The 13,502-nt window shown below is 64.0% G+C and carries 9 protein-coding genes; 1 reads left to right on the top strand and 8 read right to left on the bottom strand.

The annotated features are described in order from the left end of the window. Positions 1-42 precede the first annotated feature (42 nt). Complete coding sequence (locus BN1128_RS12085) at positions 43-3,192, top strand: S41 family peptidase (RefSeq protein ID WP_042869359.1); 3,150 nt, start codon at positions 43-45, stop codon at positions 3,190-3,192. On the opposite strand, the gene BN1128_RS12080 is transcribed toward BN1128_RS12085, so the two are convergent. The 8 genes from BN1128_RS12080 to BN1128_RS12050 form a co-directional block, all read right to left on the bottom strand. Then, on the bottom strand, positions 3,175-4,479 hold the full coding sequence (locus BN1128_RS12080; protein ID WP_209428560.1) for a ferredoxin reductase family protein: 1,305 nt from the start codon (positions 4,477-4,479) through the stop codon (positions 3,175-3,177). The two genes, BN1128_RS12085 and BN1128_RS12080, sit on opposite strands and share 18 nt — an antisense overlap. Positions 4,480-4,657: 178 nt before the next feature. Next, on the bottom strand, positions 4,658-4,972 hold the full coding sequence (locus tag BN1128_RS12075; RefSeq protein WP_042869030.1) for a hypothetical protein: 315 nt from the start codon (positions 4,970-4,972) through the stop codon (positions 4,658-4,660). Next, positions 4,959-5,438 carry a hypothetical protein gene (locus tag BN1128_RS26230; RefSeq protein WP_244464585.1) on the bottom strand — a complete coding sequence of 160 codons (480 nt, stop codon included), beginning with the start codon at positions 5,436-5,438 and terminating at the stop codon, positions 4,959-4,961. The genes BN1128_RS12075 and BN1128_RS26230 overlap by 14 nt, the downstream gene beginning before the upstream one ends. Beyond that, complete coding sequence (locus BN1128_RS26225; protein WP_244464584.1) at positions 5,438-6,217, bottom strand: glycosyltransferase family 2 protein; 780 nt, start codon at positions 6,215-6,217, stop codon at positions 5,438-5,440. Before BN1128_RS26225 ends, BN1128_RS26230 begins: the two co-directional genes overlap by 1 nt. Then, complete coding sequence (gene pgaB / locus BN1128_RS12065; RefSeq protein ID WP_042869028.1) at positions 6,214-8,178, bottom strand: poly-beta-1,6-N-acetyl-D-glucosamine N-deacetylase PgaB; 1,965 nt, start codon at positions 8,176-8,178, stop codon at positions 6,214-6,216. The genes BN1128_RS26225 and pgaB overlap by 4 nt, the downstream gene beginning before the upstream one ends. Further along, positions 8,178-10,562 carry a poly-beta-1,6 N-acetyl-D-glucosamine export porin PgaA gene (gene pgaA / locus BN1128_RS12060; protein WP_244464583.1) on the bottom strand — a complete coding sequence of 795 codons (2,385 nt, stop codon included), beginning with the start codon at positions 10,560-10,562 and terminating at the stop codon, positions 8,178-8,180. Before pgaA ends, pgaB begins: the two co-directional genes overlap by 1 nt. A 738-nt stretch (positions 10,563-11,300) precedes the next feature. Next, positions 11,301-12,653, bottom strand: coding sequence for a reprolysin-like metallopeptidase (locus tag BN1128_RS12055; protein WP_042869023.1), 1,353 nt, complete (start codon positions 12,651-12,653; stop codon positions 11,301-11,303). 21 nt (positions 12,654-12,674) lie between these two features. Then, positions 12,675-13,331 carry a hypothetical protein gene (locus BN1128_RS12050; protein WP_042869021.1) on the bottom strand — a complete coding sequence of 219 codons (657 nt, stop codon included), beginning with the start codon at positions 13,329-13,331 and terminating at the stop codon, positions 12,675-12,677. Between the last annotated feature and the right edge of the window lie 171 nt (positions 13,332-13,502).

The following is a 13,502-nucleotide window of genomic DNA, read 5'->3' as shown; positions in this document are numbered from 1 at the left end:
GGGGAAGATGAAGCGCTTTTCACGTCTTTGGGAACCTTGATGATGCGATACCGACTCTCCTTGCTGATCCTGCTGATCTGCGCCCCCCTGCAGGCCGCCGAGCCGCGCTGGGTACGCGAGCCCGCGCTCTCCCCCGACGGCAAGCAGCTTGCGTTCACCTGGCAGGGCCGCATCTACCTGAGCGCGGGGGACGGCGGCCTCGCCACGCCGCTCACCGGCAGCGACTACCTGAGCCAGCGCCCGCTCTGGTCACCGGACGGCAAGCAGATTGCTTTCGCCGCCAACCTCTATGGCAATGAAGACGTGTTCGTGGTGCCGAGCGAGGGGGGCGAGATGGTGCGGCTGACCCGGGATTCGCGCCCCGATCTGCCCCAGGCATTCAGCGCCGATGGCAGGCAGCTGCTGCTGAGCAGCCAGCGCCTGACCAGCCCGGAGGCGGATCACTTCGTGGCAGAGGGGCTGCAGGCCAGCGCCCTCTACTGGACCTCCATAGATGGCGGCGCCCTGACTCCGGCTCAGCCCCTGCCCGCGACCCTGGCCCGCCCCCACGGCAGCCAGCTGGCTTATCAGATGCCGGGCATGGATCAGCCGTTTCGCAAGCACCAGCGCTCCTTTGCCGTCTCCCGCCTCTGGCTGTTCGATGGCAAACAGCATCGCCAGCTGACCGAAGACAGGGTCGCCGCCAGCGATCCCGTCTGGGATGACAAGGGCGAGGCGCTCTATTACCTGAGCGAGCGCAGCGGCGATTTCAATGTCTGGCAACGGGATCTGGCCAGCGGTCAGGATCGCCAGCTCACCCACTATCAGGGCCATCCGGTGCGTGGCCTCAGTGCTTCCCGCCGCGGCGATCTGGTCTGGTCCTGGCAGGGTGAGCTGTACCGGCTCGATGCCGGCAGCGAGACGCCGCGCAAGCTGACGCTCCGGCCGCTCTCGGCCCAGGCTCCCGACGAGCAGAGCGACACTCCGGTCGTCATCGACGAGGCCATCGTCCGCCAGGATGGGGAGGAGGTGATCCTGGTGAGCCAGGGAGATCTGTTTGCAGTCGACACGCGCCGCGAGCGGGTACGCCAGCTCACCCGCCACCCCAGCGAACAGTCATCGCCGCGCTACGTGGACAAGGAACAGGGGCTCATTTATCTCTCCGAGCAGCATGGGCCGGCTGGCCTCTATCGCCTCAAGAAGGCGCAGCCGGGCCGACTGTTCAGCGAGCCCGGTCCCCTCATCGAAGAGAAACTGCTGGCCATGCCGGGCGTTGCCATCAGCAAGCCGACCCTCTCCCCTGACGGCAAGCAGCTCGCCTTCGTGGTGGATGCTCAGGCCGTGCACCTGCTGGATCTGGCCAGCGGCAAGCAGCGACCGCTGGTCGCCGCCGAGTTCAACCCCTCCCGCCATGCGGTGGAGCTGGCCTTCGCCCCCGACTCCCGCCATCTGGCGCTGACCATACAGCCCGACTCGGCCCAGCAGGAGATCGCCGTCATCGACACCCGGGACACCAAGGCCAAACCGGTCAACGTCAGCCTCAACGGCTATCGGGATGGAGATCCTGCCTGGAGTCAGGATGGCGGCATCCTCTACTGGCAATCCACCAAGTACGGCGTACTGGGTGCCGATGGCGAGCCCCTCGGCGGCAGCCTGCTCGGCCTCTACAGCAGCCGCGCCGCCAAGAGCGACTTCATCGCCGAGCAGGCACCGCCCAAGGCCGGTTACGGCTTCGAGGCCGACCGGCTGGCACACCGGGAGGCCCTCCAGCTGCAGCCAGAGGGCACCGTCCTCGCCAGTCGCCTCGTCGATGATCACCTGATCTATCTGGTGGAGGTGATGGACGCCAACGGCGAGAGCGAGATCAAGGGCTACGCCCAGGATCTGCGCAAGGGTGAAACCAAGCTGCTGTTCGCCGAACAGCCTGGCCCGGCGCTGGCCAGCCTCAATGACGATGCCAGCCTCGCCACCCTGGTGCGGGAAGGGGAAGTGACCCTGATAGACACGGCCTCCGGCGAGGCGACCCCTCACCCCTTCGCCCTGTTGCAAAACGGGCGCTGGCAGGCTCGGATGACAGCCGCCTATGACCAGCTGGCCAGGCTCACCCGGGACGAATTCTATCGGGCCGACATGAACGAAGTGGACTGGGATGGCTATGTGGCCGCCTATCGCCGCCAGCTGCCCGGCATCAGCAATGGTCGGGACTTTGGCAACCTGCTGGCGGAGCTGGCCGGAGAGCTGAACGTCTCCCACACCTGGGGCTATGGCCCGGCGCCCTTCCCGCGGCTGCCCGATGACACCGCCAGCCTCGGCGGCTACTGGCGCGAGAGCAAGGCCGGAGTCGAACTGACGGCTCTGCTGGCCGGCGGCCCGCTGGATCAGGAGACGGATCTGGTGCCGGGCGCCCGCCTGCTGGCCATCAACGGTGCAGAGCTGCACAGCCTGAACGAACTGGATGCCCTGCTCAATCACCAGGCAGGCCAGCGACTGGCCCTCACCCTGCTACCCAAGGGAAGCAAGGATCCGGTGCAGCTCGATGTCACCGCCATGGACTTGCCGCAGGAGTATCGCCTGCAGCTGGATGGCTGGGTCGCCAAGCGCCGCGCCCAGGTGGCGCAGCTGAGTCAGGGTCGAGTCGGCTACGTCTATCTGCCGGAGATGAGCAGCGCCGTGTATGAGGAGATGGTTGCCGATGCCCTCGGCCGTCAGCGCAATCGCGAGGCATTGATCGTGGACGTGCGCTTCAACAAGGGCGGCTACCTGGCCAACACCCTGGTGGAGTTTCTGACCGGCAACGGCAGCGCCAAGGGGATGGCCCGCAGCTGGCCACGGCTCGGCAAGGGGGAGACGGACGCCGCCACCCGCCAGTGGACCAAGCCCTCCGTGGTGTTGGTCAACGCGGGCAGCTACTCGGAAGGCTCGGCCTTCCCCCAGTACTACCGCACCCTCAAGGTGGGTCCCATCATCGGCGAGCCAGTGCCGGGCACGGGCACCATGGTCTATGCCCACGAATCCAGACTGATCCCGGGGCTTGCCTACGGCATCCCGACCCTGGGACTGCGCAATCCGGACGGCAGCTTCTACGAAAATCAGGAGCTGATCCCGGACGTGCAGGTGGCGCTCACCCCGACCGACATGGTTGGCGGCCGAGACCCCCAGCTGGAAGCCGCAGTGCAGGCCGCCCTCGCCCAGTTGTCAGCGAAAGCGAAATAGCTCGCGGTGCAGGCGCCCACCCGGCAACAGCCGGGCCAGGGCGTCTGCCATCCCTTCCGGCCCGCAGAACCAGACGTCAGCGTGCTTGTTCTGCGCAAGGCTGGTCAAGTCCAGTCGCCCCGCCTCCTTGTCCAGATGCAGCTGATAGCGAACCCCGGTACGCTGACACAACTCGGCCAATCGCTGGTGATAGACGGCGCCGGCCAGATCCGGTGCACACTGGATCAAGGTGATCCCCTCCCCTCGTTCACTACGGGCTACCAACCCCTCCAGCCAGGCGACGAAGGGCGTAATGCCGATCCCGGCGCCAAGCCAGAGCGACTGCCCATGTCGAGCGGGACAGACAAAGGCGCCATAAGGCCCTGTCACTGTCACAGCGTCCTCGATCCGGGCCGCCTCGACCAGCTGACAGGTATGGTCTCCCAGCGCCCGCACCGCGATCACCAGCTGACGCTTGTCGGGTGACACCCGCACCAGCGTGAAGGGATGAGGGCCCTCACTCGCATCAAACTCGAAGAAGGCAAACTGGCCTGGCCTGTAGTGCGCCAGCGGCGTCTCCAGCTGCAAGGTGAATTCACGGGTACTGTCCGCCAGGGTGCGCAGCGCCACTATGCGGCCCTGATGACGATCCTGCTGACCAGTCAAGCCCAGCAGGGAGTAGACAGCAGCCACAGCCCCTGCGCCACCCAGCAGAGATATTCCGAGCCCCACGGGTGTCAGCAGGCCAACCTGGGGCAACAGGCAGAGACCGTGTACCCACCCCGCCAGATAGATGAGCGGCGCCAGACGGTGGATCAGCCGAAAACGGCCATAACTCACCAGTGACAACAGGCTCACCACCACCAGGGCGATCAGCAGATAGAAGCTCCACTCCCCCAGCGTATTGCCAAGGGCATGCAGGGAGAGGCCATTACCGGCACCCGCTCCAGCCCCGCTGCCAGCCCCTCGACGTGCCGGCCGGGTCAACCAGCCGGCCGTCACCGCCCACTTGGGCGCTTCCACCAGCAACCAGTGACTGGTCAGGGCCAGGGTCGCGGCCATGGCGCTGTGACGATGGAATCGCAACATGCGATCCAGCCCGCCACACCAGACTTCCAGTCTCGGCAGGCGCAGTGCCAGCAACAAGGTCAGCGCCATGTAACCCAGCCCCAGCAGGCCGGTCAGCAGCAACATCTCATGGCGCCAGGGCCAGATGCCGTTGGCATCTCCTGCATATCCCGCCCACCAGATCAGTGCCGCCAGCACCGGCAGCACCGGCAGCAGCCATAACGCCCGCTTGGTCACCATTTGTTGCTCCTTGTCCCGTCATATTGTGCATTGCTCACCCGGCTCGCCCAATGACCACGCCGGTATCCTTGCCCCATTACACGCCAGTGCCATGACAAGACGTTGCCAGCCACAGGCGACTTGGTGACAGAGTGTGACAAGAGAGGAGACATAAAAATGGGGCCTTATGGCCCCATGGTTAACCGCCTTTGCGCAATGCCCGCCTGCGCATCAGGCGATAGAGCAACCGATTGTAGTTGGCCCAGGAGTGGATCAGCAGGAAGATCCCGAGCAGCAAGGCCAGGAACAGTTGCCCCGCACCCTTCGCATCCAGCGAACCGATAAAGCTCTCGCCTTCCTCGTTATCCAGATAGTTGAGCACCGGCTGCAACGCCAGAAACAACCAGCCAACCCAGGTCACCAGCAGGATCAACAGATCTCGTAGTCGGTACTGCCAGCTGCAACGGGCACCGTTGCGTATGATCATCTCGTTGGCGAACTTATTTTTTGTCACGGAAGGACTCTCCTCTGTCAGGGCTTTCCCATACGGCAAGCTGGCCACGGCGACGCAGGATCGCCTTGGGCACGGCAACGATCACCGTCACCAGATTGAGCAGCCAGTAGATAAGCGGATACCAGATACACCAGACGAAGCTGCGGGCCATGGTCTTGTCATAGTGGTTGTCGATGAAGATGCTGACCCCGAACTGCAGCAGGCAGATAAGGGTCATCATGACCCCGGTCCACTGGAACAGATGCCCCCCGGCCAATCCGCTCAGATCGGGCCGGGTCAGCCAGATCAGCGCCAGCAGCAAGATGCTGTAGCACCAGGCAACGCTGGAGAGATACTCCAGCAGCAACAGCCAGAAGCGGCGGTTGCGCCAGCGCAAGGCTTGCAAACCGTAGTGCAAGAACACCTCGGCGCCCCCCTGGGCCCAGCGCAGCCGCTGCTTGTAGAGGCCGCGCACCGTCTCCGGCATCAATACCCAGCAGAGTGCCTGGGGCTGATAATGGATCCGCCAGCCCGCCAGCCCGCCAGCTGCAGCTTCCAGCTGATGTCGATGTCTTCGGTGACCATGTCGGTACTCCAGCCCCCCACCGCCTCGACCGCCGCCTTGCGAAACGCCACCACCACCCCGGAGACGGTGAAGACGGTGCCGTAGATGCGCTGGGCCCGCTTGATCAGGCCTATGATGGAGCTGAACTCGCCGGTCTGGATCTTGCCGATGATGGTGGAGCGGGTGCGCACCCGCGGGTTGCCGGTGACCGCCCCCACCCTGGGGCTTTCGATGAACTGCTTCACCATCCAGCGCACAGCGTCATGATCGAGCACCGCATCGCCGTCTATGCCGACCAGTATCTCCCCCGTTGCCACTTTGAGCCCATTGTTGAGCGCCATCGCCTTGCCCTGATTGTGCTGGTGGAGCACGGTCAGCCGCCCGTCCTGGGCCGCCAGCCGATCCAGCCGCTCGCCTGTGTCATCCTTGCTGCCATCGTTGATGGCCAGCACCTCGAAATCGGGATAACGCTGGCGCAGCAGGTGGCTGATGGTCTCCTCCACGTTGGCTCCCTCGTTGTAGCAAGGCACCATCAGGGTCACCTTGGGATAGTGAGGCAGTACCAGCCCGGTTCTGGCAAGGGTGATGTCCCCTTGCTCCCACTGGAAGTAGTAATAGAGGCCGCCACAGATCCACACCAGTGCCATCAGGCTCGGATAGGCCAGGGTGAAGACGGCAATACCTGAGAGAAAGGCGCTCACTGTAACGCCTCCCGTGTGGCCGGGGTGGCGCTCAGGGGCAGCGGATTGACCTGGGCCACTGGCTGCTGGACTGGCTGAGGCTGGGTCTGTACCGAGAAGACGGGTTTCAGCACGGCGGGATCCGGCTGGTTGTTGTGAAAATCATCCGGGTAGTAGCCGAAGTTGGTCACCCCCTTGCGCTGGATGATCTGCATCCAGCGCGCCAGCTCGGCATCAGGGATGGGCTGGTCGGTACGCCAGTTGCGGCTCTGTAGCTCGAACACCAGCCGATTGGCCGGCACCTGTGCCAGTGAATCTTCCGCCAGCTTGGCCAGCCACTCATCGGGGTTTTCCGCCTGCTCCATGTAGGGCATGGCCATCACGGCCGTGTAATCATACGCCCTGGCAAACGCCGCCATGCTCTGGGCAAACCACTGCTGGGCTTGCGGCTCGGTCACCAGCGCCGCATAGATGTTGCGGGCAGTCTTGAGCTCGCCGGCGCCCCCCTGGCGGTAGCGGGCGGCGGCATCGCGCAGCGCCATGGTGAAGTCGATCAGCAGATCCGTTTTTTGTTCCCCTTGCACCCGCAGCGCATCCGGGGTACGTGCCAGCGGCATGGGCCCCTCGTAGTCGCTGAAGAAGGCGTCGTCGTGGAACAGCAGGCCATCAAACTTGGTGTAGAAGCCGAGATCTTCGTAGATGTCCAGCAGCAGCTGACGGCTGGCGGGATCCCAGGGCGAGAGGCGCAGATACTGCCCTCTGGCGGGGGCGCCGGTGCGGCTGTCGGTGACATAGGCGTGATTGGGCCCCATGTCATAGGCCATCACCGGCATCCAGGCGAACACCTTGACCCCGGTCCGGGTCTTGAGCTGCCAGGCTACCCGGTTGAAGAGATCCGCCTTGACCGGCATATGGCGGTTGGCGAAGTAGAGCGCCTCCGCCACCCCGTCGCCATTGTCATCGGCATAGGCCTGCAGATAGACGGTGGTGATGCCGTAGCCCTTTATCCGGTCCAGCAGCATGTCGATGTTCTTGTTCATCTGCTGCGGATCCTGGTCGTAGACATAGTCCAGATCCACGTGCACCAGCCGCTCCACCTGCCGCTCCCAGGTATTGCCCCCCATGATCTCGTCCAGAGTTTCGAGGCTGGTGTCCTCCTCCAGCAGATAGCGGCGCACCGTACTGCCCGAGTCACTCCGCTTGTTGAGCCCCTCATCCAGCGTGAAGGTGTAGGGCATCCCTGCCGCACCGGCCAGCTCCAGCGCGGCCTGGTTGAAGGCGCCGTAGGGCCAGACCAGGATCCGTGGCGCCCGACCGGTCTGCTCCCTGAGCTGACTGGCCGATGCGTCGAAGTCGGCTTTTATCCGTGCCCGGTAGTCGGCCATGCTCTCGTAGCCATTCTGGCTCCAGCCAGCTGTGGTCACCGCCGGTTGCACGTTGCCCTGCGGGTTGGCGAGCAGCCCGTAATGGGAGGTGAAGGTGTGGGAAGCCAGCTCCACCAGCCCGGAGGCCTGCATCTCGCGGATCTGCGGCCAGCCGACGAAGTAGCTGCGCGGCAGCTTGTCATTGCCGTACGGGACCATCTTGTCATCCGCCACGTCCAGCCAGCTGCCCACCAGCGCAAAGACCGCCGGGTAGTTGTAGAGCTTGAGCAGCGGATAGACCAGCCGGTAGAAGCTCTCGTAGCCATCGTCGAAGCTAAGCAGGATCGCCTTCTCCGGCAGCGGTGTCTTGCCCGCTTTGGCATCCAGGATCTGCTGGAAGCTGACCGGGTGATAGCCCTGCTGTTTGATCCAGTTGAAGTGGCGGATCAGGGTATCGCGCCGGATGGTCTGGGGGTAAAGCTTGAGGTTGGGGGTCAATTTCAGATCGACGATGTCGTGGTAGCAGAGCACCACATAGTCATCGGGTTGCCGGGCCGCCTGCGTCAACGAAGGCAGCAGAACAAGCAGTAGAACGAAAGAAGCAAGCCAGCGTCTCATCACATGAAACTCCATTGCAGATTGGCGAAGATGAAATTTCCGAACTCCGGGTTGCCGTCATAGATGGCCTGACGGCGGCCAAGGCCATAGCCCAGACTGAGCGCGGGGGAGAGTATCCAGTCGTGGCGATAGCTGAGCTGCCACCCCTGATCGCTGCCATAGCCCTGCTGCCAGTAGTGGTTGCCACTCATGATCAGGCTCTGCAGCAGGGAGCGACGCCCATCCAGCGGCAGCCGGTAGCGCCCCGCCAGCTCCAGCTCCAGATTGCGATCCTGCAGGGGATTGAAGTAGTCGACCTCCACCGCCTCATTGCGGGAGGTGGCGCTGCGCAGGGTGGTATCGAACCACCAGCGATCCCGGCGCCAGAGATCCTGACGCAGCCAGCCGGAGGCCGTCAGCCGCCGGTTGCCGTCGCTGAGATCCATCCGCTCCAGCCGTAGCGCCCCCTCGCGGGTCTCATCCTGACGCCAGCCCAGATCGAGCTGGTATTGATCGGCGTAGTTGCCGCGCGCCAATGCCCGCAATGGGGTGTCGGCACTGTTGAGGTTGATGGCAAAGCCCTGCGTCCAGTGATCGCCCAGCCGCCAGTCGAGGCGACTCCACAGATAGCCTTTGTGGTTGAGCTCGCTGCCCGAGCCCCCCTCCAGCGTCAGTTGCAGCGGATAGAAGGAGATCTCGGCCCCCAACCCGGTATAGGCGGCGCGCTCAGGCTGCTGGTCGAACTCGCCAAAGCTGCCCTGACGACGGACAAACAGCCGATCGCCGCCGTCATTGCGAGCGCTGTAAAAACGGCTGTCGTAACTCCAGTCACGGCTGGCTTGCACCGAGCCCCCTTCGCTTCGGCCATGGGTCAGCTCGGTGACAAACTGGGGAGCCTGCTCCAGGGTCAGCCGCTGCTGCAGCTCCTGACGATCCCGGGTCAGGTTGCCAAGGGTGCGCACGGCCTGTGGCGTGCCCTGCCAATCGCCCTTGTCGAGCAGGGCATTGAGGCGACCGGGCTCGGCCAGCACTGTGCGTCCGGCAGGCAACCAGCGCACTGCCTGCTGATAAGCCTGCCCGGCCCCATCGGGATGACCACGCCAGCGGCGGATATCCCCCAGTTGCAGCCAAAGCCAGGGGTTGGCTGGCGCGGTTTTCAGCCAGCCTTCCAGCTGTTTCTCGGCGGCGCCCGCCTCACCACGCCAGGCCTGCAGCAGGGTTTTCAGCTGCAACACCTTCTCGTAGTCATCATTCTCCATCCGCATGTTGCCGGTGAAATCCCAGCGAGTCGGCGGCTCCCGCCAACCGGCCAGCAGCCCCTGCGCCGCGCCATAGCGCTCGCCATCCGAATAGGCGTAAAAGCGCTTCTCCAGCAGCCGTTTGTCTTTGGCTCGCGCCGGGGTCGCCAGTTGCCGGTAAATCAGGGAGGCCTCATCCACGCGCCCCAGCCCGGCCAGCGCATCGGCTCGCGCCTCCAGCACATAATCGGGCAGCGGCCCCTCGCCCTGCAGCGCAGCGGATTCCTGTTCGGCCCGGGCAACGTCGCCGAGGGCCACCAGGGTCACCACCAGATCACGGCGGGCGCTGATGTAGAGCACATGATCGTGAGGTGCGCGAGCCAGGATCCTGTCCTGCAACGCCAGTGTGTGAGTGAGGGAGCGGCGTGCCAGCACAGGATCCTCGGTCTGGGCCGAGATCCGCAGCAGATTGACCGCCTGGTAGTAGTCGAGCCAGAGCCGATCGACCGGTTTGAACAGCTTGGGGTAACGGCTCATCAGATCCGCTGCCGCCGGCCCCGCTCCCAGGCTCACCGCCACTCGATAGAGGGCCAGCACCTGCTCATGGTTGTCCGGCTCCAGCGCCAGCCACTGCTGGCGGGCCAGCAGCTCGCCCATGGGATCTTCACCCTGACGAGCGGCATAGATGCGGGCATCAAGGATCGCCTGATCGCGGCCGAAACGGGCGTCATATTCACCCGCTGCACGGCGAGCCAACTCGCGGTTGCCCTGATCGCTGGCGGTAAGAAACAGTCCGAGCCAGCCATTGGGGTTGGCGGGATCGCGCCCCTGCAAGATACGGTAATAGCTGATCGCCTCGGCATAACGCTTTTCATCGCGGGCGGCACGGGCCACCGCTTCCAGCGTACTGTTGCTGATGGGGCTGAACTCGCACGGTTCACAGACGGCCAGCGCCCCCTTGCGATCCCCCCGCCACAGCTGCACGGCGATCAGGTCATCGAGCACCTTGCCGTCGCCGGTTTGTCGATAGAGGGCATCCAGTCCTTGTGCAGCAGCGTCAAGCTCCCCCGCTCTCGCCTTGATGACCCAGTTTTCCCGCTCTTGATCCACACCGCCGGCAAAGGCCAGCAACGGGAGCAGAGTGAACAACAACACAATACGATACATTCGCAACATTCCACCTTTGACACCCATCGGGCAGCTCGCTCCTTGAATGCCCCGACGGCTACGCACATGTGTCTGACCCTGCAGCCATGGCAAAGCAGGGTAACTTCCTGACGGATGTGCCGTTGTGATGGTGAAAGGCGAGGGATGAACCGACGCCTTCCTCAATGCGCGGTCCAGCTGTCTCCAAGAAGAGACCTGTGACTTTCCGAACCCGATTCACATCGGGGGTGGCAAGGTGAGCAATAGTGAAGTGGCGAAAAAGTTAGTCAATCGAGACAGATGGGAGCCATTCTCGGTAACGCCCTGCCAGAGGCATCGCCACTCTGCTCATGACGGCCGCTTTTACATGAGAAATAAAGGAGCTGGGCGCCGTTTTGACAGGTCTGCATCAGAGGTCCACCGCAGACGGTGTCCCTCTCCTTGCCAGGCAGGTTCATGCCGCCAACTTTGACGCACCCGGAACCCACTCCCTGCTGACTACGACAAGTAGCGTCACCACCACAAAAAGATCCATGTGATAACCATCGTAACTTGATCGAACCCACCAGTGCTGACCCCAGACCAGCGGTGAAAGACAGGCCGGAACGAGGCAAGACAAGGGAACAATACAGCCTGTACCGTGGGGAAAGAGGGGCAACTCAGGATCAGGAGGGCAGTTTTGCCATGGCAGAATGGCGAGGATATGGCAGGCAGAAATAACGCGCCCCTGACATTGTGCGGCCAGGGGCGCGGCTCATATCAGGCCGGCAGCGTCTCGGCCGGTTGGCGGGTCAGCGCCAGCTGATATCTGTGCTCGGCCAGCTCCAGCTCGCGGCGCGCCTCGTTCACCTTGCCTTCGGCCCCCTTCACCGCCGCCGTCAGCTGGTTGTAGCGATCCCAGCTGCCATTGTACTCGGCCACCTCAGCGTTAAAGCGCTGGCTGATCTCGTTGGACTGGCGGATCAGGGCATTGTTTTCATCGTGCAGCTGATCGATGCGGGCACTCAGGCTCGCCTGGATGGCGCGGATCCGCCGATACTCGTCCGGGCTGTAGCTGCCGTTGTTGCTGTTGTAACTGTTGTGCTCCCGCACCAGCCGGTTGATCTCCTGCACCGTCTGCCTGTTGCGCTGGTTCAGGGCTCTCAGCTCGCGATCGTAGCGATCGAAGTTGGCCTTGAGCGCCTGCTGCCGATCCTGCAGCGCGGTACTGGCCGTCACTTGCTGGCTGTAGTGGACCTGGGCCGCAGCCAGATCCTGACGACGCGCCTCAAGCGAGCGTTCCAGCTCGCCCAGATCCGGCATCGCCTCCGTTACCATGGTGGGATAGAAGCTGGCGATCTGGGGCGTGGTGACCCGCAGCGCCCGCACCGCATCGGCACCATTGGCCTGATCCCGATGATCCACACCACAGGGCTGGCCCTTGCAGACCAGATCCGGGCTGGAGAACTTGTACTCGTGGCTGTAGACCCCGAAGCTGGAGGGATAGGCCATCACGGTGGCGAAGGAGCCCTGCACCCCGTGGCCCAGCGCATAGTGGTAAGTGCCGCCCATGCCATTCTGCAGCCGGGAGTGGTTGAGCCCCATGTTGTGGCCCAGCTCGTGCGCCAGCACCACGTCGCCGCAGCCGGTGGCGGTGACATGGCTGAACATGTTGTTGGCTTCCTTGGAAACATCCCCGTCGGCATACACCTTGCGACCACCGACATAGGTGGCTGAACCGCCCACCCAGGCCAGCCCGCAACTGCCGTGGTCACCCGTGTTGGGCCGCATCAGCACCACCATGTCGGCGCCATAGCGGGCGCGCAGGGTCGGCACCGCCTTGAAGGCCTGGTCGCTCTGATGGGTCACCGCATTAAGCGCGGATTCGTCCGTGCCGCCATCCGGATAGTTCACCTGCTGGCTGTGCACGGCCCGCACCGTCAGATCCAGGCCGCTGGCGGCATAGATCTGGTTGGTGACGTTGATCATGTGCTGGATCCGGGTCTGGGCGTCCCCCTGATAACGGGCCGCCAGTCCGGGGCTGTGCAGCACCATCAGATCTATGGTTTCCGCCAGCACGGGCGTGGCGCCGAGCAGACCCGCGATCATGATCCCCAAGGTCGTTTTCTGCATGTGATTTTCCTTCTTCTGTTGTTATTGATGAGTCGGGATCAGGGCGTCGCTGCCGCCATGACCCCGATCCAGTGGCGGGTTCTTGTAAACCCAGCCCTTGCCCCCCAGAGTCTCGACGGAGTAACTGCCTTGCGGCGTGCCGATGAACCCGAAGGTGGCTTGCTTGCCGACGGTGAAATTGACCGGATAGCTGTCACCGTCGACCCGTATTTCGCCCTGCCAGTTGCGCTCCCCACCCCGCTGCAGCTCAACCTTGGTCACCCTGGCCTCCAGCGTGCTGCCATCCGGCAGCGGCAGGGTCACGCTGTCGCCGACCTGGGCCTGTCCCAACTCGCCGCCCTGCAGGGCGATCGGCTGGGGTTGTTCGGCCCCCTCGCCGGGCTCCGCCAGCGGAAAATCGGCATCCACCTCGGCCGCCTGCCAGGGGGGCTCCAGCTGCTGGCTGCCGTCTTCCCGCAGCCGATCCGGCTTGGCGGGGGCAGTGACCGGCGCCGGCTTGAGCACGGGGGCAGGCATGGCGGCGAGCGGCGTCAGCTCCACCAGCGTGCCTGGGTCCGCCGCAGGCGCCTCCCCCTCTTCCGTTACCAGGCCGGGCGCCACCGGCTGCGGCCACAGGCACCAGCCGATCACCCCGGCCAACAGGGCGCACAGCCCCACACTCCATTTCGTCGCCTTCATACTGATACTCCAGTCAAAAACAATCCTTATAAAACAATGAATTGCATTCAAAGTGAGCTGGCATGCTAGAAACTGGCGGCAAGGCTGACACCCCCCTATATGGGGCGTCTTAAAAACGAGCAGCGGTAAATCCCGGCCCCTGTGCGGGTCGATGACGCCAGTGCTGGCGGG

This window comes from Aeromonas piscicola, from assembly GCF_000820005.1.
Taxonomy (GTDB): domain Bacteria; phylum Pseudomonadota; class Gammaproteobacteria; order Enterobacterales; family Aeromonadaceae; genus Aeromonas; species Aeromonas piscicola.
Note: the sequence above shows the minus strand (reverse complement) of the source record. Positions and strands in the feature narration are given on the sequence as shown.

Bases quoted from the DNA above. Each gene is read 5' to 3' on its own strand.
- BN1128_RS12085 (WP_042869359.1), top strand. From the start codon at position 43: ATGCGATACCGACTCTCCTTGCTGATCCTGCTGATCTGCGCCCCCCTG.
- BN1128_RS12080 (WP_209428560.1), bottom strand. From the start codon at position 4,479: ATGGTGACCAAGCGGGCGTTATGGCTGCTGCCGGTGCTGCCGGTGCTG.
- BN1128_RS26230 (WP_244464585.1), bottom strand. From the start codon at position 5,438: ATGCCGGAGACGGTGCGCGGCCTCTACAAGCAGCGGCTGCGCTGGGCC.
- pgaB (WP_042869028.1), bottom strand. From the start codon at position 8,178: ATGAGACGCTGGCTTGCTTCTTTCGTTCTACTGCTTGTTCTGCTGCCT.
- pgaA (WP_244464583.1), bottom strand. From the start codon at position 10,562: ATGTATCGTATTGTGTTGTTGTTCACTCTGCTCCCGTTGCTGGCCTTT.
- BN1128_RS12055 (WP_042869023.1), bottom strand. From the start codon at position 12,653: ATGCAGAAAACGACCTTGGGGATCATGATCGCGGGTCTGCTCGGCGCC.
- BN1128_RS12050 (WP_042869021.1), bottom strand. From the start codon at position 13,331: ATGAAGGCGACGAAATGGAGTGTGGGGCTGTGCGCCCTGTTGGCCGGG.